Genomic DNA, 21,006 nt, shown 5'->3' on the forward strand with positions numbered 1-21,006 from the left:
TATGCAGGTAGGCGCTGGCAAGGGATGTGCACATTCTTTGCGGGGCGGATTTCGGAGTCCGCATAAACACAAGATTGATATGGGGGAGAAGAAGCGATGACGACACCATTTATGGACGGATTGCAGGATACGTACCGTTCCACCGTGTGGCCGGGGCTCGTGCTGACGCGGAAAGAGCGGCATTTGCTGCTTGAGGCGCCGGAGCTGCTGGACAGCCTCGGAAGCTCCATTCACGGAGGCGGCATGGGCCGACTGCAGCGGGTGACGAATATGTATGTGGACCGGACATATGACTGCAGCGACCCGGTGCGCGATACGGAGGAATGGCTCACGGCGTGGGGATACCCGCTGGAGACCACGGCGGGGCTGCTGACGGCGGTCCAGCTGCGCCATGCGGCGGTGCATGAGGAAAAGAACGAGCAGGCCGCGGTGTTCTGCTGCACGACGGCGGGCATATCCAACGCGGCCCGAGCGGGCTCTGAGCGGCGGACGTTCGCGGCCTATACGCCGGGAACGATCAACATCATGCTGGCCATCGACGGCCAGTTGACGAAGGCGGCCATGCTGAACGCCGTCATGACGGCGGTGGAGGCCAAGGCCGCTGCGCTGGCCGACCTGGACGTGCGCGACCCGGACAATGGGCTGATTGCCACGGGGACGACGACGGACGCCGTCGTCCTCGGCGTCAGCCAAAGCGCCGCTTACGCCGGTCTGCACTGCTATGCGGGCACCGCGACTGACCTCGGCGCGATGATTGGCCGCGCGGTGTACACCACGGTGAAGGAAGGCCTGCTGGCGGCCTGGAGCGAGCGGAAATGACCGCAATATGGATCCTTGCCGCGGCTTTTATCATCGATTGGATCATCGGGGATCCAAGGTGGATTCCCCATCCAGTCATCGGCATGGGCAAGGCGATTAAAAAGGTGGAGAACGCCATTCGGGCAAGGGTCACCCGCCCGGCAGGACTCAAGAGAGCGGGAATTCTGCTCCCGGTCATTGTGGCGGGCGGCTCTATGCTGCTGACATGGTTTGTTCTCTGGGGGCTGCATCTGGTGCATCCGTGGCTGGCCTGGGCAGTGGAGGCGGTGCTCATCGCCACGACGATCGCCGTCAAGGGCCTGAAGGATGCCGGCAAGGAAGTGCTTGGCCATCTGCGGCGCGGCGATCTGCCCGAGGCGCGCAAGTCGCTCGGCATGATCGTCGGCCGGGACACGGCCCATCTGGACGAGCCGGAGATCGTCCGCGGCACGGTCGAAACGGTGGCGGAAAATATCGTCGACGCCGTCGTCTCGCCGCTGTTCTATGCCATCATCGGCGGCGCGCCGCTGGCGATGGCCTACCGGGCGGTGAACACGCTCGATTCCATGGTCGGCTACAAGAACGACAAATATTTGCAGCTTGGCTGGGCGTCGGCGAGGCTGGATGACATCGCCAACTTCATTCCCGCTCGGATCACCGCGGGCATCCTGGTGCTGTCCGCCTGGCTGCTGCGTTTGGACGCCGTCAGAGCCGGGCGCACCGTGCGCCGGGACGCGCGCCGCCATCCGAGCCCGAACAGCGGCTTCCCCGAATCCGCGGTGGCGGGCGCGCTCGGCATCCGGCTCGGCGGCGAGAACGTGTACCACGGCGTCGCCTCGTTCCGGGCTTACATGGGCGAGGCGCTGCGTCCGATGGAGGCGCGCGACATCACGATGACGATCCGGCTGCTTATCACGGTATCGGTCATCTTCATTCTGCTGGGCATCGCCGTGCTGTGGGCGGCAGGAGGCAGCTTATGGACGTCCTAGTGAAACAGGTCGATCTGCTGCTTGTCCGGCATGGCACGACGCGGTGGAACCGGGAGAAGCGTTACCTCGGGCATACGGATATCCCGCTGGATCGGGGCGGCAGGGACGAGCTTGCGCCGCTGGCCCGGGAGCTGGCCGGGAAGGCGTTCCGCGGCGTATATTGCAGCGACCTGGCCCGATGCCGGGAGACACTGGCGATCATCAGTCCGGCGCACGCAGATACTGCGATGTATGACCCTAGGCTGCGGGAAATGCACTTTGGCGCCTGGGAAGGGCATACCTATGAGCAGCTGCAGCATGAGCCCCTATACCGGCAGTGGATCGATTCGCCGCAGCAGGTGATGCCGCCGGGCGGGGAGCCTTGGGCGGATTTTGCCGGGAGGATCGACGGGTTTGTCGGCAGCTTGTTGAAGGACGTGGAAGGGACATGCAGCAGACCGGCAGAGGCCCAGAACGACGGCGGAGCGGCGCATTCCGAATCGAAGGGGATCGGGAATAGCGGGTCGGCACTGCCTAGATCGAAAGGGATCAAGATTGGCGGGTCGGCACTTTCCGAATCGCAAAGGATCGAGATTGGTGAGGCGGCATTGCCCGGTTCGCAAGGGAACGAGAATGGTGGAGTGGAACTTTCCGGATCGAAAGGAAACGAAATTGGCGGGGTGACACTTTCCGGATCGAAAGGAATCGGTGACAGGGAGGCGGTCCTTTCCCGGTCGGAAGGACCGGAAGGCATCGGTCCCGAATCGCAGGTTCCGCCGGAGATGCTGATTGTCGCCCATGGCGGCGTTCTGCGGCAGCTCGCGGTCAGCCTTGTCCCGGGGCTGTCCTTCTGGGACGTTCACGTTCAGCCCGGGAGTTTGCTGCGGATCCGGCTGAGCTTCACTGAAGAAACCGGCGGTTGGAACGGCAAGCTGGTGAATGAAGCTTGAGAGAGGATGCGAACGAGGTAATGGTCGTCATCGACCGGTCCGAGCTTTTCTGCACTCCGGCAATGGGAAGCGGCGAAAGGGCTCAGGCAGCTGACATACAAGGACGTGTTTCCCGGATCGTCCGTTCCCCCGGGTTTGGTCATGGCTCTCGGGCCCGCGTCCGGACATTCCACCGGGCACGCGACTGGACATGTATTCCGGCAAGTGCCGGACACAAAAATTCCATTGTCACCCGCAGGCTTTTCCCCTATAATCAGGACAAAAGAAGCATGGCCAGGATAATTGAATAGGAGTGCTTGTGAGGTCCCGGAAGCTGTCTGCCGTATAAGGAGAGCGTTGATCCGGGTGAAAAGGGAAGCCGGTGCAACTCCGGCACGGTCCCGCCACTGTAAACAGGTATGTCCCCAGGAAGCCACTGTTCCGCCGCTACACGGGATGGGAAGGCGGGGACGATTTTACCCAGCCTGTAAGTCAGGAGACCTGCCTCACGAGAGGAAATGACGGTCCTTCGAGGAAAGGATTACGTTTCACGTGCCCTTCATAACGCATGTTCACCGCGGCTCAAGCAAGCATTGGCTTGACCACTTGACCTCGCAGCATGCCACAAGGCACACCGGTCCATCGCGGCGAAGCCGCGGGATGTTCCGTGCAGACGTAATCCCTGATTCTTGATCGAACAAGAGTCAGGGTTTTTTAGTTGACAAAGAATGGAGCGGCAGACGCCATACACCTGCTCATGGTGAGCAGCGGCGCTGCAACTCTAGCATTTCCGTCAGGTTTATTCCGTTTTCGTATACCGGTCAGGCCTCTTTTGTGCAAATTATTCGATAGACAAAGAGGGAGAGAACGAAATCATGAACGTAACGTTGAAACGCTGGTCCACAGGCCTTGCGGCGCTGCTGCTTGCCTTATCGCTGAGTGCCTGCGGCGCCAAGAACGAAGACAGCTCCGCCTCGCAGCAGCCTGCTGCCCAAACGGAGCAAAGCACGGATAACAGTGCGTCCCAGACAAAGACAGACGAACTGAAAACAACCTATCCACTGACCATCCAGGATGCGACCGGAGAGTCCTTTACTTTCAAGGAAGCGCCGAAGCATATTATCTCGGTATCTCCTGCAGAGACGGAGGCGCTCTTTGCGATTGGGCTGGACAGCGAGATCGTTGGGGTGTCCGATTATGACGATTATCCGGAAGCGGCCAAGTCCAAGGCAAAAATGGGCGGCATCACTAAACCGAACGAGGAAGCGATCATTGCGGCCCAGCCGGACATCGTGTTCACGGGCATTTCGATGAGCGAGGAAGCGGTGAAGAAGCTGCGCGACCTCGGCATTCAAATTTTCAAGACCGATCCGAAAACGGTCGATGACGTCATCAAAAATATCGAAACCTACGGCCTCATCACCGACCATCAGGCGGAAGCCAAAGCGGTGGTCGACAAGATGAAGCAGGAGGAAAATGAGGTTACTGAAGCGGTCAAATCGCTGACGCCGGAGCAGAAGAAAAAAGTATACATCGAATTTTCCCCGGGCTGGACGGTCGGCAAGGGTGAGTTCATGGATGAGCTGATCACCCTGGCCGGCGGCGTGAACGTGGCGGCGGACACCGAGGGCTGGAGCGAAATTAGCGAAGAGAAAATCATCAAGGACAATCCGGACGTGATTTTGTATGCCAACAGCGTCATCGACGAGAAGACGAAGAAAAGCCTTGGCGATATCATTAAAGGCCGCAGCGGCTGGGACCAGATTACAGCTGTGAAGAACGATGCGGTCATCGGTCTTGACGACAATCTGCTGAGCCGTCCGGGCCCGCGCGTCACACAGGGCTTGAAGGAAGTGGCGAAGGCCATTTATCCGGACCTGCTTAAATAATGAGCAAAAAGCTGGCAGGCTATGGAGGAATCGGCATCGTCCTGCTCGTCCTGACCCTGCTGATCTGTCTGGGGATCGGCTCGGTCGCGCTGCCGGTCCGGGACATCGCCCTCATTCTGCTGCACCGGATTCCTTGGATCGGGAGCCATATCGACCCGACGTGGAACGCATCGTTTGAGCAGATTATTGTAAAGGTCCGGCTGCCGCGGATTCTGTTGGGCATGCTGGTCGGCGCGGCTCTGGCCGTGGCCGGCTCGGGGTTTCAGGGCGTGCTGCGAAATCCGCTAGCCGATCCGTTTACGCTCGGGGTTTCCTCGGGGTCGGCGGTAGGCGCGTCGTTCCTGATCTTTTTCGGGCTGCAGTATTCGGTTTTCGGCGGCTGGACGCTGCCTGCGGTCGCTTTCGTGACCGGAATGCTGACGCTGTGGATGGTTATCGCGTTGGCCAGGGAGAGCGGAAAAATTCCGACGAACAGTCTGATTCTGTCCGGCGTGGTGATGCAGTCCTTTCTCGGAGCGGTCGTATCCTTCCTTTCGGCGATGTCGAACCGGACGATCAATGAAATTATATATTGGACAATGGGCAGCCTCAGCCTGCGTGGATGGTCGTATACGGCCATCCTTTTGCCGTATTTTTTGGTGGGATTTGCGGTGGTCTGGAGCCGGGCCCGCGCGCTGAATCTATTGTCCTTAGGTGAGCGGCAGGCGGCCCATATGGGGATGAACGTGGACCGCGTGAAGCTGGGGGTGCTGCTCGTCAGCACGCTGCTCACGGCTGCCGCGGTGTCGGTTGCGGGCATCATCGGGTTCGTCGGACTTGTCATTCCACATGTGATTCGGCTGATTACTGGCCCCGATTACCGGCTGATCGTACCGCTGTCGGCCATTGGCGGAGCTATCTTCATGGTCTGGGCTGACACGATCGCCCGCTCCCTGCTGGCGCCGACCGAGATTCCGCTCGGCGTGGTGACGGCCTTCGTAGGCGCTCCGTTTTTTGCCTATTTGCTGTACCGGAACAAAAAGCAGCGGAAGGGGAGATGGACATGATCGAGATCAGGGAAGCAGGGAAACAGTATGGCGGCATCACAGCTCTCCATGGCCTCAACTGGTCGGTCCAGGAAGGCGAATGGTGGGGGATTATCGGGCCGAACGGCAGCGGCAAGTCGACGCTGTTGCAGCTGGTCTCCGGCGTGGAGAAGGCCAGCAGCGGCGAGGTACTGATTCACGGCAAACCAGCCTCTGCCTATAACCGGAAAATCCTTTCCCGCATGATGGCCGTTCTCCAACAGGACGGCCTTCCTCCTGTTCATTATCCGGTCAGGGAAGTGCTGGAGATGGGACGTTACCCGTATCAGGATTGGCTCGGACGGGACGAGGGCGGCGATCCTGACGCCCTGATTGAGGGCATTATGGATAAGCTGCAGCTGCACGAACTTGCGGACCGCCCCTTGGATGAGCTGAGCGGCGGGCAGCGCCAGCGCGTCGCCCTTGGCAAAGTGATGGCGCAGGAGCCGCAGATTCTGCTGCTTGACGAGCCGACGACGTATCTGGACATCCGCTACCAGCACCAGTTCATGGAGCTGGTGGCGCAGTGGCGGAAGGAAGAGGGCATCACGGTCGTCGCCGTCCTGCATGATTTGAACCTGGCGGCGCAGTTTTGTGATAAACTGCTGGTATTAAGGGACGGGCAGGCGGTCGGAATGGGAACGCCGGAAGACATGCTTACCGAGGAAACGATCCGTCTGGTGTACGGCATTGAGCCGGTCATCGTTCCCCATCCGGTCAGCGGTATTCCGCAGGTGCTGGTGACCAGGCAGCGGTAGGATTAAAGCAGCCCGGAGACGAGTGCGGAAAGTAGGCGGGCCGTGAGTTGATCGGTTTGAAGGCAGTTTTACGAGAGAGGGAGTGGATGCAAGATGAACGAACTTTTGAAGCAGTACGTGGAGCGGATTCAGCCCCTGGATGAGACCGCGTCGAAGGAGGCGGCAGCCCATATCGCCAACCTGACGGTGCCGCCGGGCAGCCTCGGCAAGCTGGAGTCGCTGGCAATCCGCCTGGCCGGCATAACCGGCGAGACGAAGCCGCTGTTCGAGCGCAAAGAGGTTATCATCATGGCTGCGGACCACGGCGTGTGCGAGGAAGGTGTCAGCGCCTTCCCGCAGGAAGTGACGCCGCAGATGATCCTCAATTTTCTCGCCGGAGGCGCAGCGGTCAACGTGCTGTCGCGGCAGGCCGGCGCGGACATCGTCTGCGTCGACATCGGGGTGAAGAGCGACCTTGCCCATCCGCAGCTGGTGTCCCGCAAGGTGCGGTACGGGACGGCCAATATGGCCAAGGGACCGGCGATGACCCGCGAGGAAGCAGAGCAGTCGATCCTGACCGGCATCGCTGTTGTCGAGGAAGCGGTGGCGCAAGGCGTCCGCATCTTCGTTACCGGCGAAATGGGCATCGGCAACACGACGGCCAGCTCGGCCGTCATGTGCGCGCTGACCGGCACGCCGGTCAAGGAGGCGGCCGGACGCGGGACAGGCCTGACCGATGAGCGCCTGCTTCATAAGATCGGCGTCATCGAGAAGGCGCTCGCCGTCAACGCGCCGGACGCGGCCGACCCGATCGGTGTGCTCGCCAAGGTCGGCGGGCTCGAAATCGGCGGCCTGGCCGGCGTCATCCTCGGCGCCGCCGCCCATCGATGTCCCGTGGTCATCGACGGATTTATTTCCAGCGCCGCCGCTCTGCTTGCGCGGGCCATCTGTCCGCTGGCCGCGGAATACATGATCGCGTCCCATGCCTCGCATGAGCAGGGGCACCGCCTGCTGCTGCAGGAGCTCGGGCTGGCGCCGATGCTCGATCTGGATATGCGCATCGGCGAAGGCACCGGCGGCGTGCTCGGCCTGACGCTGGTGGACGCCGCGTGCCGCATCGTGCGCGAGATGGCCACCTTCGAAAGCGCCGGCATTTCCGGTGGCGAGGCGGTGACGTCCGAGTGAGCGTACTCGTAACGGGCGGCGCCCGCAGCGGCAAGAGCTCCTTTGCGGAGCGCTGGATGATGGCCCACGCCGGGCAGGCGGTGTACGTGGCGACGGCGCAGGCCTTTGACGGGGAGATGGAGGAGCGGATCGCCCTCCATCGGCAGCAGCGCACCGAAGCGGCGTATCCCTGGGAGACCCGGGAGGAGCCGCTGCGGCTGGCGGAGCTGCTGCAGGCGCTGCGCACCGCGCAGGCTGATCCCTCTGGCGCTGCTTCATCCGCGGAAGATCGCGCGCCGGCCGTGCTGGTGGACTGCCTGACCTTGTGGCTGTCCAATACGCTCCTGGCGCTGGAGGGCGAGGAGGATATGGAACCGCGCCTCATGGAAGCCATCAACCAGCTCGTGGAGCAGATTCAGGCGTATCCCGCTCCGCTGGTGCTGGTCACCAATGAGGTCGGCGACGGCATCGTGCCGGAATACCGGCTGGGCCGGGTGTTCCGCGATTACGCGGGCATCTTGAACCGCAAGGTAGCGGCCGTCAGCGACCAGGTATTTCTGGTGACGGTCGGCATTCCGATCGAGCTTAAGAGCAGGGAGTATCACCTATGAAAATGAACGTTCAGGCGGCTGCGGCCGCTTTTCAATTTCTGACCCGTTTTCCGGTCAAGATGACCCTGGATTATACGCCAGAGCTATTTCGGCGGAGTACGCGCTTCTATCCGCTGGTCGGGCTGGCGGTCGGCTTGACCGTCTGGATCGGCGGAGCGGCCGCTTCGTATCTGCTTCCGCCGCTTCCTGCCTCCGTGCTCATGCTGATCCTGTGGGTCGGCCTGACCGGAGGCCTGCATCTCGACGGCTGGATGGATACGGCGGACGGCCTGCTCAGCTACCGCTCGCGGGAGCGGATGCTGGAGATCATGAAGGACAGCCGGGTCGGGGCCATGGGCGTCATGGCCTGCGTGCTGCTCCTGCTGCTGAAGGCATCGCTGATTTACTCGCTGCTGCTTGGCGGCCTCCCGCCGCTGCTCCTGCTGCTGCCGCCGGTATGGAGCCGCTGGTTCATGGTCCATGCGATGGCTTCCTGGCCGATGGCGCGGGGCAAAGAGGGACTGGCGGGCAGTTATTTCAACGGCATGACCCGGAAGCAGAGCATGGAGTCCTTCCTGCTGGCGGCTGGGCTCACCCTGATCGCGGTGCTGCTGTCTCCGCTGCTTCCCTATGGACCTGCCGGGATCTGGAATTATAGAGGCATCACCTGGCTTCATGCCGGATTAGCTTGGCTGCTGCTTCCTTTGGCGGCATGGGCTGCCGGATGGTGGGCCGGACGGCGGATGAACGCCAAGCTCGGCGGCTTAACGGGCGACACCTACGGCGCGCTGAACGAGGGCATTGAGACTGTGCTTCTGCTCGTGCTGACCATACTCATCTACCGTTTTTGACTAGGAGGCAGACGCGATGGAATTAACCGATACAACATGGAAGGACGGCTCACCGGGAGCCGTGCTGATGCTGCAGGGAACGGCTTCGGACGTCGGCAAAAGCGTCGTGACCGCGGCGCTCTGCCGCATCTTCGTGCAGGACGGATACCGCACGGCACCGTTCAAGTCGCAAAATATGGCGCTGAATTCCTACGTGACCGCGGACGGCAAGGAAATCGGACGGGCGCAGGGGATGCAGGCTGAAGCCTGCGGGATCGAGGCGACCACCGATATGAACCCGATCCTGATCAAGCCGACGGGCGATATGCATTCGCAGATCGTCGTTCACGGGCGCCCGCTGGCACACATGAGCGCGACCGATTACCGCAGCCGCTTTCTGCCGGAAGCAAAGGACACGGTGCTGGAAGCCCTCGACAGGCTGCGCGGACAGTACGACATCGTCGTGATGGAAGGCGCAGGCAGTCCGGCCGAGATTAATCTGAAGGATCGTGACATCGTCAATATGAACCTGGCCGGCTGGGCGGATGCGCCCGTGCTGCTCGTTGCGGACATCGACCGGGGCGGCGTGTTCGCGTTCCTGGTGGGTACTTTAGAGCTGCTGGAGCCGCACGAGCGGCAGCGGGTGAAAGGTTTTATCATCAACAAGTTCCGGGGGGACTTGTCCCTGCTGCAGCCGGGGCTGGACTGGCTGGAGGATCGGACCGGCATTCCGGTGCTGGGCGTGCTTCCGTATATCCCGGACATCCGCATCGAGGCCGAGGATTCCGTCGTGCTGGATGAGCTGACCGCCAAAGGGCAGTCCAGCCCGGAAGCGGACATCGACATTGCCGTCATCCGCTATCCGCGCATTTCCAACTTCACCGACTTTGACCCGCTGCAGGAGGAAAGGGATGTCCGGGTCCGCTTTATTACCAAGGCTGCCGATCTCGGTCATCCGGATGTGATCATCCTGCCGGGGACGAAGGATACGATCGGGGACCTGCAGTATCTCCGCAGCCAGGGCTTCGATCTGGCGATCGCCGCCGCTGTCGAATCGGGCGATGCGCAGCTGGCCGGCATCTGCGGAGGGTACCAGATGCTCGGCAAAATGTTGCATGATCCGGACGCCGCCGATGGTGGCGTGGCCCGCGAGGAGGAGGGACTCGGCTATTTGCCGGTCGCGACGACGTTTGCGAAGGAGAAGCGCACGGTCCGGGTGACCGGCCGGGTTGCAGACCATTCTCCTCTGCTGCTGTCCGCACAGAGCCGATACCTGCTGGCCGCCGGCGAACCGATTCCCGTCGAAGGGTACGAAATCCATATGGGGCAGAGCCGCAGCCTGAAAGGGAAGCAGATGGCCCCGGTGTTTAAGCTGGGGCCGGACGGAGAGCAGCCGGCAGCTGAAGGCTGGGGGACGCTGGACGGGCGGATCTGGGGCACTTATCTGCACGGGGTGTTTCATAACGACCGGCTTCGCCGTTTATGGCTCGACCGGATCCGCGAGAGTAAAGGGCTCCGCCCGGTAAAGGAGACATTCTCCGCGTCGGGGCTGAAGGAGCAGGAGTTTGACCGGGTTGCGTCGCTCGTCAGAGAGCATCTCGATCTGGAGCGGGTGTATCAAATCATGGGAATATCCGCCAAGACGGTATAGTTTTGAGCAGGTTGCGGGTAATAAATAGAAGTCATTCCGAAGTACACCTGGCGAATGGCTTCTTTTTCTTTTTTTACAGCAAATTGTAACATGAAATTAACCCTACCCAAATAGTATGAATTATGCTACACTAAAGTCCAGTTTCACAGATTGCCCAAAAAAGCAAGCGACCTGCCCGCGGGCAAGCCGCAGGGACAGGCGTTAACATTAGTGTTACAAGAGGGGAGAACGAAAGAGAGATGGACACACTTTGGACTGTAGTGAACGTCGTTGTGATGCTCATCCTGATCGGCTTGTTGATCTGGATGCAGAAGAAGCACGTATCGTTCACGAAACGCGTATTTACCGGCCTGGCGCTTGGTATTATTTTCGGATTTATCCTTCAATGGGCCTTCGGCACGCAATCGGAGGTCGTCAGCAAATCTACCGACTGGTTCAGCCTTGTCGGCAACGGCTATGTCGGCTTGTTACAAATGGTCGTCATCCCGCTGATCATGGTTTCGATCATTTCGGCGATCATGAACCTGAAGGGCAGACAGAACCTCGGCAAAATGAGCGGCTCGATCATCGCTGTTCTGCTTATCACCGTAGCGATTGCAGCTTCGGTAAGTATCGTAACCAGCTTGTCCTTTAACCTGAAGGCGATTGAGATTCAAGCGGGAGACCGCGAGCAAGCCCAAGGTCAGAAGCTGGAAGAAAAAGTGGGAGACGTGAAGGACAAATCGATCCCTCAGCAGGTGCTGGAATTCATTCCAACCAATCCGTTCGCGGATATGACCGGAGCACGCCGCTCCTCGACGCTGGCTGTCGTTATTTTCTCGGCCTTTATCGGAGTTGCTGTTCTCGGCATTGACCGTAAAAAACCGGAGCAGGCGGCTACCTTCCGCAAAATGGTCGAAGCGGTCTATGCGGTGGTCCTGCGAATCGTTACACTGGTGCTCAGGCTGACGCCATACGGCATCCTGGCCTTGATCACGAAGACGACTGCTACCACGAATATCGATGAGATTTTGAAGCTGGCCAAGTTTGTCGGCGCTTCGTATGTGGCCCTGATCGTCATGTTCATCATTCATCTGATTCTGATTACACTGTTCGGATTTAACCCGATCCAATACGTACGCAAAGTTTTCCCGACGCTCGTCTTCGCATTCACTTCCCGTTCCAGTGCGGCAACCATCCCGCTGAACGTGGAAACCCAGACGAAGAAGCTTGGGGTATCGGAAGGGATCGCCAACCTGTCGGCAACCTTCGGTGCCACAATCGGCCAGAACGGCTGCGCCGGTATTTATCCGGCGATGCTGGCGGTGATGATTGCACCGACGGTCGGCATCGATCCGACAAGCTGGGATTTCATTATTAAACTGATTCTGATCGTAACCATCAGCTCCTTCGGGGTTGCCGGCGTCGGCGGCGGTGCCACCTTCGCATCCCTGATCGTGCTGTCCACGATGAACCTGCCGGTGGCGCTCGCCGGTCTCCTGATCTCGGTTGAACCGCTGATCGACATGGGACGCACGGCGCTGAACGTCAACGACTCGATCACGGCCGGTCTGATCTCGAGCAAAATTTTGAAAGAGAACGACCAGGATACGTTTAACAACAATCATGTCGAGCTTGACTCGGCGCATGCGTAAGCTTGCGGACGCGTCCGAAGAAACCAAAGCCTTTACGGGCTTTGGTTTCTTTTTTTTGATATGAGAAAGTATGGCTTGTGAGGATCGGCATTTTTAGATTGCAATAAAAATCTAGACCATTCGACGTTATTTTCTGCGACCAAAGGACCGGCTGGCGAATCCAAGCGAACTGTCCTCAGGGTGAGGAGAGGCCGCAGCAAGGCTTAACAGCGCTGAGATGTTTGAGCGCCCCGCACCATCGGGCAAAATAGATTCGTCACGAAATAATCCCAAGAAATGAGCCTTTGGCCGCAGTCCCTAAAAAAAGGAAAACACCGCACCTTCGCGAACATGTTAACCATCCGAAATGACATCCCACGATCGCCACCTGGAAGGATACTCTTACAAATTCAGGAGGGAATGAGCATGAAAAAGACGAAATGGCTGCTGAACATCGGCCTGCTGGGCACGCTGCTGCTGTCCGGATCGGCTGCGGCTTTTGCGGACGACGCGGAGCTGGTACCGATTGAGACGCTGAAACCGGCGGTCCCCATGGTGAAACCGGTGCTGACGGGAACGGGCGGATCCCTGATCCTGAGCGACTCCCCGGAATCCCCTAAAGTTGAAGGCGCTTACTACAGGGATGCGGTGACCGGATCGTTCCGCGTATTTTGGCATCATCAAAATATGACCGGCGAGCCGCTGACCGTGGCCGTGGCCGTGACCAACACATCCGACGAGCCTGTCATGCTGTTCTCGGAGGGGATCGGGCTTGCAACGGATTATTATCCGGATGTCGCCGGCCAGATGGCCTTGGCTGATTTTATGAGCAATCGTGCGGCCCAGAAGCAGGAAGCGATCCTGCAGCCGGGTGAGAGCTATTACTTGACCGCCCTCGCGGAAAATACGCACACCGCCAGCGGCATCGCCAATTTTGCCGCGTATACGCAGCAAGGGCATGGGGATGCGACCGTCACGGTAACGACACTGGGCTATAAAGAGCAGCCGGCCAATCCGTTGGACGTACCGATTCTGCCGAAGGATGTGCACGTGCGCGGGACATTCCCGCATGCAGACCGTACCGGTACATTGGACTACAATACGTCGAACGGCAATTCGCTGATCCGCATTTCCTCAGCGGCGAGCGGTCCGTGGAGCGACAGCATGCCGGGTGAGTATGAGGAAGGCAGGAACGCGGTGGACGGCGGAACCGTCATCAACAACGGCAACTATGGGGTCATGTACAACCTCAGCGTGGCCATCAACAACGATTTGGACGTCAAACGGACCATTTCCGTGTACGATAACCCCTCCGGCGGCGCAGGTCACTACGTGATCGGCTGGGGCAAGGATTTGCTGCAATCGCCGTTCGTAAACTATCAGAACGCCTGGAAGTTTACCGAATTTACGGTGAACAAAAAGGGCAAAACGATCGCGGCCGAGCTGAGCCTGACCGGTGGAGCGGCCGGACCGCAGACGCTGTATTTTACCAATTCGGACGTGCAGTAAAGCCATGCCTTGTGCCTTGTTCAGGACGATGAACGAGTGTGATCCATTTTATATGAGATATTGAAAACACTGCCCATGCCGGCTGCGAACGCCGGAACGTGGGCAGTTTTTGTTTGCAGCAGTGTCTCCCGGTGGTTGCGGAGCCCTGCCCAAGACATTTCCAGTCCCAGAAAAAAACATGGCAACTTCCGTTTCCGTGTGATACAGTAGTACATGTTTTGGGTTTGAAAGAATAGACAAAGACCCCAAAACCGCGGTTCGCAACCATCCCGCGTAATCAAAACTAGGAGGAACACGAGTGTACAATTTGTTGTGGGGTATTTTGTTCGTACTTGTTAATTTTTCGCTGTATCTGCTGTGCTACCGTTTATTCGGGAAAAAGGGGCTGTACGCCTGGATCGGGGTCGCGACGGTGATCGCGAACATTCAGGTGACGAAGACGATCGATATTTTCGGCATCGTCCTGACGCTTGGCAACACGATGTATGTCAGTCTGTATATGACCAGTGACCTGCTCAACGAAAAATACGGCCGGAAGGAAGCGCAGAAGGCGGTGTGGTTCGGTTTTTTCACGCTGCTGATGACGACGCTGCTGATGCAGATGGCGCTGTTCTTTACGCCGGACGAGAGCGACCTCGCGCAGGAATCGCTGCAGAACATCTTCGGCCTGATGCCGCGCCTGGCGCTGGGAAGCTTGACGGCTTACTTCGTCAGCCAGTTCCTGGACGTGCGCCTGTATGCCTGGCTGCGGAAGCTGTTCGGCGCGCGGAACCAATTCTGGATCCGCAACAACGGCAGCACGATGATCAGCTCGCTGGTGGACACGCTTATTTTCTGCACGATTGCTTTTGCCGGACGTTACGAGCTGTCGGTCTGGATTGAAATTTTCCTGACGACGTATCTGATCAAGTTCGTGCTGACCGCGGTGGGAACGCCGTTTCTATATATCGCCCGCGATTTCAAATTCAAGGACGAGGATTAAGCAGAGCAGACGGCCACTGTATGATTGCCGCTGTTCAATAGATAAGCTGAGTGGTTGCAGCACAAAAAAACCGGAAGATCCATCTGTCGATGGGATCTTCCGGTTTTCCTGTTTCATAAGGCATTAACCGCCGATTACCGTTAATTCTTTCGGATACGAGGTCAGGACTTCAACGCCGTTGTCGGTGACGACGATATCGTCTTCGATCCGTACGCCGCCCAGTCCCGGCACGTAGATGCCCGGCTCCACGGTGAAGACCATGCCTGGCTGTGCGAGATCGGTATTGCCGCCATGCACGGACGGATACTCGTGGACATCCATGCCGAGGCCGTGCCCGAGACGGTGCATGAAGTACTGGCCGTAGCCTGCGTCCTCCGTTACTTGGCGGGCCGCCTGGTCGATGGAAGCCAGCGTCACGCCCGGCTTGATCGCTTGAATGCCCTGCAGGTTGGCTTCGAGCACGGTGTTGTAAATCTTCGTCAGCTCCGGCGAAATGTCGCCGACCGCAAACGTCCGGGTGATATCGGAAGCGTAGCCGTTGGCGTAGACGCCCATGTCAAACATGAGCAGGTCGCCGGACTGGATCTTGGTCTGACCTGGCGTGCCGTGTGGGAGCGCCGTCTTCGGTCCGGTCAGCACCATCGTGTCGAACGAAGGACCGTCCGCACCGAGTTTCTTCATTAAATATTCAAGCTCGGCGACGATTTCGATCTCGGTCACACCCGGCTTCACGCGGGAGAGGCCCTGCCGCAGCACTTCTTCAATCAGGTCAATCGCATGCTTCATGCGCTGGATTTCCTCCGGCGTCTTGCTGACGCGCATCGCGCGCAGCAGCGGACCGATGTCTTCGTACTGCCCGGCGCCAACCGACTGCTGCAGCTGTTCGTAGCGCGCCACGCTGATCTGTTCCTTTTCGATGCCGAGCTTCCCGATCGTGTTCTTGAACTGCTGCCGAAGCAGGTCGTACGGATTGTCCGTGTCGGCATGCGTGATGATGTTTTTTACCGAGGATGCGGCTTGGGCGGCCTCGGCATCGAGGGCGGGAACAATCAGGAGCGGCTGTTCGCCGCGGGTCAGCAGCAGGCCGAGAAACCGTTCATGCGGGTTGCTGGCAAAACCGGTCAGGTAATAAACATGCTTAGAGTCGGTGACGAGCAGGCTGTCGAGGCCGTGTTCGTTCATGGCCTTTTCCAAGGCGGTGATTCGGTTGCTCATGGTTATTCATCCTTTCTTATGTAGAGGGGGCTGGTGGGCAGGCAGTGTCCGTCAATGTTGTTGTCCGATTGCCCGATGGCTCGATTGCTCGTTGATCGAACTGCCCGATCCAGGCTCCCCTTGTCAATTCAATCATATGGTTACGCGGCTCGAAAATTTTCTTTAAACGCGGTCATCTTTAACGCAATAACGCCGATAGACGTATGGGTTACCGGTGACTTTGAATGATCTCCCGGATGCGTTCGTTCGGAGACTTGTCATACAAGCCGCCGTGGTAGCAGAACACCGCGTCCAGCGGCAGATCGGCCAGCTTGCCCATGCTTTCGATGGCCTGCGCCATATTCGGCGTGAAACCGGGTACCGGTCCCTGCAGTTCGCCCTCGCGAATGGTCAGCTCATCGGCTGCGAGCAGCAGCTTTTCTTTGGGAAGGTACAGACAAATATGTCCCGGTGTATGCCCTGGTGTATGGATTACTTGAATGCCGCCGTGCAGCTCCAGATGATCCCCGTCATGCAGCACCCGGCTGATGGAAATGGAGGAACGCTCGTCGAGAACGTTTTGAATCGCCTCCCGGGCCGCTTCGGGCATTTGGGCGAGACGCTCCGGCGTGACCTTGATCAATGGCTCTTGTCCGATGATGACGGGAATATCGTCTTCATGGGCCCAGATCTCGATGCCGGGATTGGCTTCAAGCAGGCGGGATACGTTGCCGATGTGGTCGATGTCCTGGTGCGTGAGGATGACGCGCTTGATATCGTTCAGGGTGAGACCGGCTTCGGAGACTGCTTTCTGGACCTGGTCGAACAGGCCGACATTGCCGGTGTCGACGAGCGTGGCTCCGGTTTCATCCCACAGCAGGACCGGCTGGTAAGCAGGCTGCTCGGCCGTCGGCTGGGAAAACAGCTCAATGGATACGATCTGATGTCCGATTTGCATCATTTCCCGGATAAATCCGGTACACCTCCTATGTTTTTTAATGTGAAAGCATGGATTGCTTCTATTATAAACCTCTCATCTGCAAAAAGAAAAAGCACTTCTTGAAAGTGCCTCGAGTCTTGGTGCTGCAAAATGCTGTCCGTTATGGCCAAATCCTGCAGGATGCGACTCTAGTACGAGCCTGCGGAAAAGCCGTATATAATGGCGCTGCCTACGCGGAAAGAAGAGGAGAGGAATTCAGCAGAACCATCTACGCTTTCCCTTGCCTGTGTGCTAGTATTTTAGAAAAAGCAGTACGCGTAAAGGGAGGGATCAGGGTGAGCATGGAGCAAAAAACGGTAGTCGTGACCGGCGCCAACTCCGGTATGGGACTGGCGACGACGTTCGAACTGGCGAAGCAGGGAGCGCACGTTATTATGGTGTGCCGGAGCGAGTCGCGCGGCCAAGCTGCGCTGCAGGAGGCTATCCGCCGGAGCGGCTCGGAGGCGATCGAGCTGATGCTGTGCGATTTGGGCGATCTGGCGAGTATCCGCCGCTTTGCAGAAGAGTTTAAGGCGCGTTATCCGGTGCTGGATGTGCTGGTCAACAACGCGGGGGTAGTCATGCTGAAAAGACAGCTAACCCGCGACGGCTTCGAAATGGACATTGGCGTGAACCACCTGGGCCATTTTTTGCTGACCAACTTGCTGCTGGACCGGCTGACCGCGGCGGAGCAGGGAAGAATCGTGGTCGTTGCATCCGGAGCATACAAGGCCGGCAGCATCCATTTTGCCGATCCGTTTTTGTCTCGCAGCTTTAATCCGATCAAGGCGTACGCCCAGTCGAAGCTCGCGAACATTTTGTTTACGGTGGAGCTGGCCGAGCGGCTGAAAGACACCCGGGTCACCGTGAACTGTGTCCATCCAGGCGCCGTCGCGACGCAAATCGGGGTGAACCGCGATACGGGCTTTGGCAAGCGGGTGCTGGCCGCGCTGAAGCCCATGTTCTTGACGCCGGAGCAGGGGGCGGACACCGCCATTTACCTGGCGGCTTCGCCGGAGGTTGCGAGCGTGAGCGGGAAATATTTTTACCGGAAAAAGCAGCAGGCGCTGAAGCCCAAAGCAGCCGACCGGGAGAGTGCAAACCGCTTGTGGGCTTGGAGCGAGCAGATGGTGGGACTGGACAGGTGAGTGCAGCGTCAAAAGCTTCCTATAGCACAGATTCCCGGATTCTTTTACAATAGAAAATAACGATTCGTAGACAAGCGGTAGGAGGCTGAACAGGGCAGATGACGACGCAACAACATTACATCATTGAAGACGCCGCGCTGGAGGATTTGCAGGCGGTGGTCGATATTTACAACACGACGGTGGCGGGAAGAATGGTGACCGCGGATCTGGAGCCTGTGACGGTAGAGAGCCGGCTGGCCTGGTTCCATGAGCATAACAGCCATCACCGTCCACTGTGGGTCATGCGTTCCGAAGGGAAGGTTGTGGCCTGGCTCAGCTTCCAGTCTTTTTATGGGCGGGCAGCCTATAACGCGACGGCGGAGATCAGCATCTATGTGGCGGAAGAGTGCCGCGGGGCGGGCGTCGGCCGGATTTTGCTGGAAAAGGCGCTGGCCGAAGCTCCACGCTTCGGACTGAACCGGCTGGTGGGCTTTGTGTTCGGGCATAACGAACCGAGTCTGAAGCTGCTGCGCCGCTATGGCTTTGAGGATTGGGGCGTACTGCCGGGCGTGGCCGAGATGGATGGCGTGGAACGGGATTTGGTCATCGTTGGGCGCAAAGTATAGTAAGCCCGGAGGCAATGACGGCTCATTTCCATAATAAAGGCAGGAATATCGAAAAGGCGCTCTGCATGCAGCAGGCGCCTCTTGTTGTGAGTGATGATGAGGGCGTTGGTCCAATCCGTACGTATTAAAGGTCCTCGTCGCAGGCAGGCTTCGCTTCGCAGCACTTGGCAGCTTCGGCGGGCGTGGAGTCCGCATTATCAATCGTGACCCATTGCTCGGACCAGAGCTCGATTCCCCGGATGACCGGTTCGAGTGCCATGCCCTTCTCGGTCAGGGAATATTCGATTCGCACCGGCGTTTCCGGAAAAACCTCTCTCCGGACGACACCGTCCTGCTCTAAATCCTTAAGCCGCTCCGACAATAACCGGCCGCTGATCGGCAGGGAGGATTCAATGGTGCAAAAACGCTTCGGGCCGCTCAGCAGCTGATGGATGATCAGGCTGGTCCAGCGCCGGTTGATAATTTCCATCCCTTTTTCCAATTTGGGGCATAAATGGCTTGATTGCATGCTTCTTCACCTCGTTTATGATGTTCATTATATCGCAAATGGAGCTTTAAATATATACGGTTTGAAATGTTCTTTACATTCGGTGTTACCTGCTGGCATACTATATAAAATGGAATTTTTTCCATGCATACATAATGGGGAGGTAAACTGATGAAGAAGCGTTTCAAATGGGGATTGGCGCTTGGACTGGCCATCATGCTGATTGTGCTGGCAGGCTGTCAGGCCGTTGGCGGCCTGGACGTCAACAAAGCGGTGCTCAGTACCCTGGATGTCAAATCGTCCGAAGCGAAGTCCTCGCTGTCGCTTGAACTGGTGCCTGCGGATAGCGGCCTGACGGCAGAAGATAAGCAGATGATCGACCTGATCAACTCCATCTCGCTCACGATTGACTCGGCTCGTACGCAGGATCCAAACACCGGATCGATTGAAGGCGCCGTGAAGGTTAACGGCAAGCAAATTCCGTTCCATCTGTCCGTAGATAAGGACAACCTGGCCTTGTCTCTTGAAGGCATGACTCAACCTGTCGTGATTCCGCTGAACGGTATGGAAGGCATGGAAGGGCTCACGATGACCGGACTTCAAATGTCTAACGAAAGCGCGTTGAAAATGGTGAAGGATGTCGGCGGCTTCCTGATCAAGCACGCGCCGAACCCGTCCTCGATCGCACTGTCCTCCGTGACTGACAAAGTGAACGGCGAATCGCTGTCGCTGCAGAAGCTGCACATCGACATTCGCGGGGATGAGCTGGCAGGCCTGGTTAAAGGCTTCCTGAGCAGCGTATCCCAGGACAAAGAAGGATTGAAAGAAATGATCGCGGCCGTCTACGACGTCTACTATCCGATCTTTGAATCTACGTTTAGCCAGTCCGGTGAGGACATGGGCGATATGGCTGCAGCGTTCGGCACGCCGGAAAGCGTGCTGAAGGATAAAGACGCGGCGGTGACTTATTTGACCGATGAAGCGCTGAAGGCGCTGAACGAGTTCCTGCCTCAATACGACGACACCGTCAAGGAATTGACAGCTGACCCGGATCTGTCCGTACTGCTTGGCAAGGATACCGTGCTGTCCCTGGACTTCTTCCTGGACAGCAAGCTGCAGATCCGCAAGCAGAACATGGACCTGACGATCCAAATTCCGCAGGGTGAAGGCGTGCCTGTGAAGCAGGTGAAAGTTCACTCGCAGTCGGAGACGTGGAACGTCAACCAGCCGGTGACCGTGAATAAGGTCGACACGTCCAAAGGCGTGTGGGAACCAAGCTTGATCGGCGTGACGCCAGGTGAAGTGATCCGTCATCTCGATGCGAAATCTGACCTGTACCGTCTCTTGACGGAAGATGCGAAGATTACGCAAAAGCAGATTTCGCTGACAACGCGCCAAAATGCTGAAGACGACGAAGACTACTGGTACTACCCGGAAGCCATTATCGTGAACAACACGACGATGGTGCCGATCAAATACGTTGCGGATCAGCTGGATGCCCAGCTGAAATGGAACGGGGCCACGAAGCAGCTGACGCTGGTCGAAGACCTGAAGGGCACCCAGATCGTCATCAAGGAAGGCTCCAAGCAAGCGACGATCGACGGCAAAGCCGTTACCTTGACCCAGCCGGTGATCAACCGCGACAGCACGCTGTACGTGCCGCTGCGTTTTGTGGCCGACGCTTTCGGCACGAAGGTGAACTGGGATAAGAGCGAGCAGCTGGTGACGATTGAGCGGGAGTAGATTATTAATGGGTTTGAAAGCTGGAAAGCTTGAAAAACTCGGATGAAGAATGCGGAACGTATGAGAAGAACTGAAGGCAGCCCTGAGGGGCTGCCTTTTTTTAATGGGGGTAAGGGACACAGGGGG

General features: G+C 58.3%; 19 protein-coding genes and 1 riboswitch. Of the genes, 16 read left to right on the forward strand and 3 right to left on the reverse strand.

All coding sequences use genetic code 11. The features are described from left to right. The first annotated feature begins 96 nt into the window (after positions 1–96). From IAE55_RS23315 to IAE55_RS23375, 13 genes are all read left to right on the forward strand, one after another. Complete coding sequence (locus IAE55_RS23315; protein WP_200634001.1) at positions 97–819, forward strand: adenosylcobinamide amidohydrolase; 723 nt, start codon at positions 97–99, stop codon at positions 817–819. Next, the gene (gene cbiB / locus IAE55_RS23320) at positions 816–1,787 is read left to right on the forward strand and encodes an adenosylcobinamide-phosphate synthase CbiB (protein ID WP_200634002.1); all 972 of its coding nucleotides are present in this window, start codon (positions 816–818) and stop codon (positions 1,785–1,787) included. Before IAE55_RS23315 ends, cbiB begins: the two co-directional genes overlap by 4 nt. Then, positions 1,775–2,716 carry a histidine phosphatase family protein gene (locus IAE55_RS23325; protein WP_200634003.1) on the forward strand — a complete coding sequence of 314 codons (942 nt, stop codon included), beginning with the start codon at positions 1,775–1,777 and terminating at the stop codon, positions 2,714–2,716. Before cbiB ends, IAE55_RS23325 begins: the two co-directional genes overlap by 13 nt. A gap of 284 nt (positions 2,717–3,000) precedes the next feature. Further along, positions 3,001–3,218, forward strand: a riboswitch (cobalamin riboswitch). 352 nt (positions 3,219–3,570) lie between these two features. Then, complete coding sequence (locus tag IAE55_RS23330; RefSeq protein ID WP_200634004.1) at positions 3,571–4,584, forward strand: ABC transporter substrate-binding protein; 1,014 nt, start codon at positions 3,571–3,573, stop codon at positions 4,582–4,584. Next, complete coding sequence (locus tag IAE55_RS23335) at positions 4,584–5,630, forward strand: FecCD family ABC transporter permease (protein ID WP_145160662.1); 1,047 nt, start codon at positions 4,584–4,586, stop codon at positions 5,628–5,630. Before IAE55_RS23330 ends, IAE55_RS23335 begins: the two co-directional genes overlap by 1 nt. Beyond that, a complete protein-coding gene (locus tag IAE55_RS23340; protein WP_145136761.1) occupies positions 5,627–6,406 on the forward strand; it encodes an ABC transporter ATP-binding protein in 780 nt (259 codons plus the stop codon). The genes IAE55_RS23335 and IAE55_RS23340 overlap by 4 nt, the downstream gene beginning before the upstream one ends. 93 nt (positions 6,407–6,499) lie before the next feature. Then, complete coding sequence (gene cobT / locus IAE55_RS23345) at positions 6,500–7,570, forward strand: nicotinate-nucleotide--dimethylbenzimidazole phosphoribosyltransferase (protein WP_200634005.1); 1,071 nt, start codon at positions 6,500–6,502, stop codon at positions 7,568–7,570. Continuing rightward, positions 7,567–8,160: a bifunctional adenosylcobinamide kinase/adenosylcobinamide-phosphate guanylyltransferase gene (gene cobU, locus IAE55_RS23350; protein ID WP_200634006.1), complete on the forward strand. Its 594-nt coding sequence runs from the start codon at positions 7,567–7,569 to the stop codon at positions 8,158–8,160. The genes cobT and cobU overlap by 4 nt, the downstream gene beginning before the upstream one ends. Beyond that, positions 8,157–8,990, forward strand: coding sequence for an adenosylcobinamide-GDP ribazoletransferase (gene cobS, locus IAE55_RS23355; protein WP_200634007.1), 834 nt, complete (start codon positions 8,157–8,159; stop codon positions 8,988–8,990). Before cobU ends, cobS begins: the two co-directional genes overlap by 4 nt. 16 nt (positions 8,991–9,006) lie before the next feature. Beyond that, positions 9,007–10,620: a cobyric acid synthase gene (locus IAE55_RS23360; RefSeq protein WP_234489782.1), complete on the forward strand. Its 1,614-nt coding sequence runs from the start codon at positions 9,007–9,009 to the stop codon at positions 10,618–10,620. Positions 10,621–10,859: 239 nt separating this feature from the next. Then, the gene (locus IAE55_RS23365; protein WP_105446005.1) at positions 10,860–12,254 is read left to right on the forward strand and encodes an L-cystine transporter; all 1,395 of its coding nucleotides are present in this window, start codon (positions 10,860–10,862) and stop codon (positions 12,252–12,254) included. A 405-nt stretch (positions 12,255–12,659) separates the two neighbouring features. Beyond that, complete coding sequence (locus tag IAE55_RS23370; RefSeq protein ID WP_105446004.1) at positions 12,660–13,742, forward strand: hypothetical protein; 1,083 nt, start codon at positions 12,660–12,662, stop codon at positions 13,740–13,742. A 298-nt stretch (positions 13,743–14,040) separates the two neighbouring features. Continuing rightward, a complete protein-coding gene (locus IAE55_RS23375) occupies positions 14,041–14,724 on the forward strand; it encodes a queuosine precursor transporter (protein ID WP_105446003.1) in 684 nt (227 codons plus the stop codon). Between the two features lie 123 nt (positions 14,725–14,847). On the opposite strand, the gene IAE55_RS23380 is transcribed toward IAE55_RS23375, so the two are convergent. After that, entirely contained in the window at positions 14,848–15,939 is a 1,092-nt protein-coding gene (locus IAE55_RS23380; protein ID WP_200634008.1) for a M24 family metallopeptidase, read from the reverse strand. A gap of 208 nt (positions 15,940–16,147) precedes the next feature. Beyond that, positions 16,148–16,879 (reverse strand): MBL fold metallo-hydrolase, encoded by a 732-nt coding sequence (locus IAE55_RS23385; protein WP_200634009.1) that lies wholly within the window; start codon positions 16,877–16,879, stop codon positions 16,148–16,150. A 320-nt stretch (positions 16,880–17,199) separates the two neighbouring features. On the opposite strand from IAE55_RS23385, the gene IAE55_RS23390 reads away from it, so the two are divergent. Next, on the forward strand, positions 17,200–18,045 hold the full coding sequence (locus tag IAE55_RS23390) for an SDR family oxidoreductase (protein ID WP_200634022.1): 846 nt from the start codon (positions 17,200–17,202) through the stop codon (positions 18,043–18,045). A gap of 98 nt (positions 18,046–18,143) precedes the next feature. Beyond that, positions 18,144–18,650 (forward strand): GNAT family N-acetyltransferase, encoded by a 507-nt coding sequence (locus IAE55_RS23395; protein WP_105446000.1) that lies wholly within the window; start codon positions 18,144–18,146, stop codon positions 18,648–18,650. Between the two features lie 124 nt (positions 18,651–18,774). On the opposite strand, the gene IAE55_RS23400 is transcribed toward IAE55_RS23395, so the two are convergent. After that, positions 18,775–19,158, reverse strand: coding sequence for a winged helix-turn-helix transcriptional regulator (locus tag IAE55_RS23400; protein ID WP_200634010.1), 384 nt, complete (start codon positions 19,156–19,158; stop codon positions 18,775–18,777). Between the two features lie 150 nt (positions 19,159–19,308). Between IAE55_RS23400 and IAE55_RS23405 the strand changes: the two genes are divergently transcribed. After that, positions 19,309–20,880: a copper amine oxidase N-terminal domain-containing protein gene (locus IAE55_RS23405; RefSeq protein WP_145160641.1), complete on the forward strand. Its 1,572-nt coding sequence runs from the start codon at positions 19,309–19,311 to the stop codon at positions 20,878–20,880. The last annotated feature ends 126 nt before the right edge of the window (positions 20,881–21,006 follow it).

This window comes from Paenibacillus sp. S28 (assembly GCF_016624415.1).
Classification (GTDB): domain Bacteria; phylum Bacillota; class Bacilli; order Paenibacillales; family Paenibacillaceae; genus Paenibacillus_AQ; species Paenibacillus_AQ favisporus.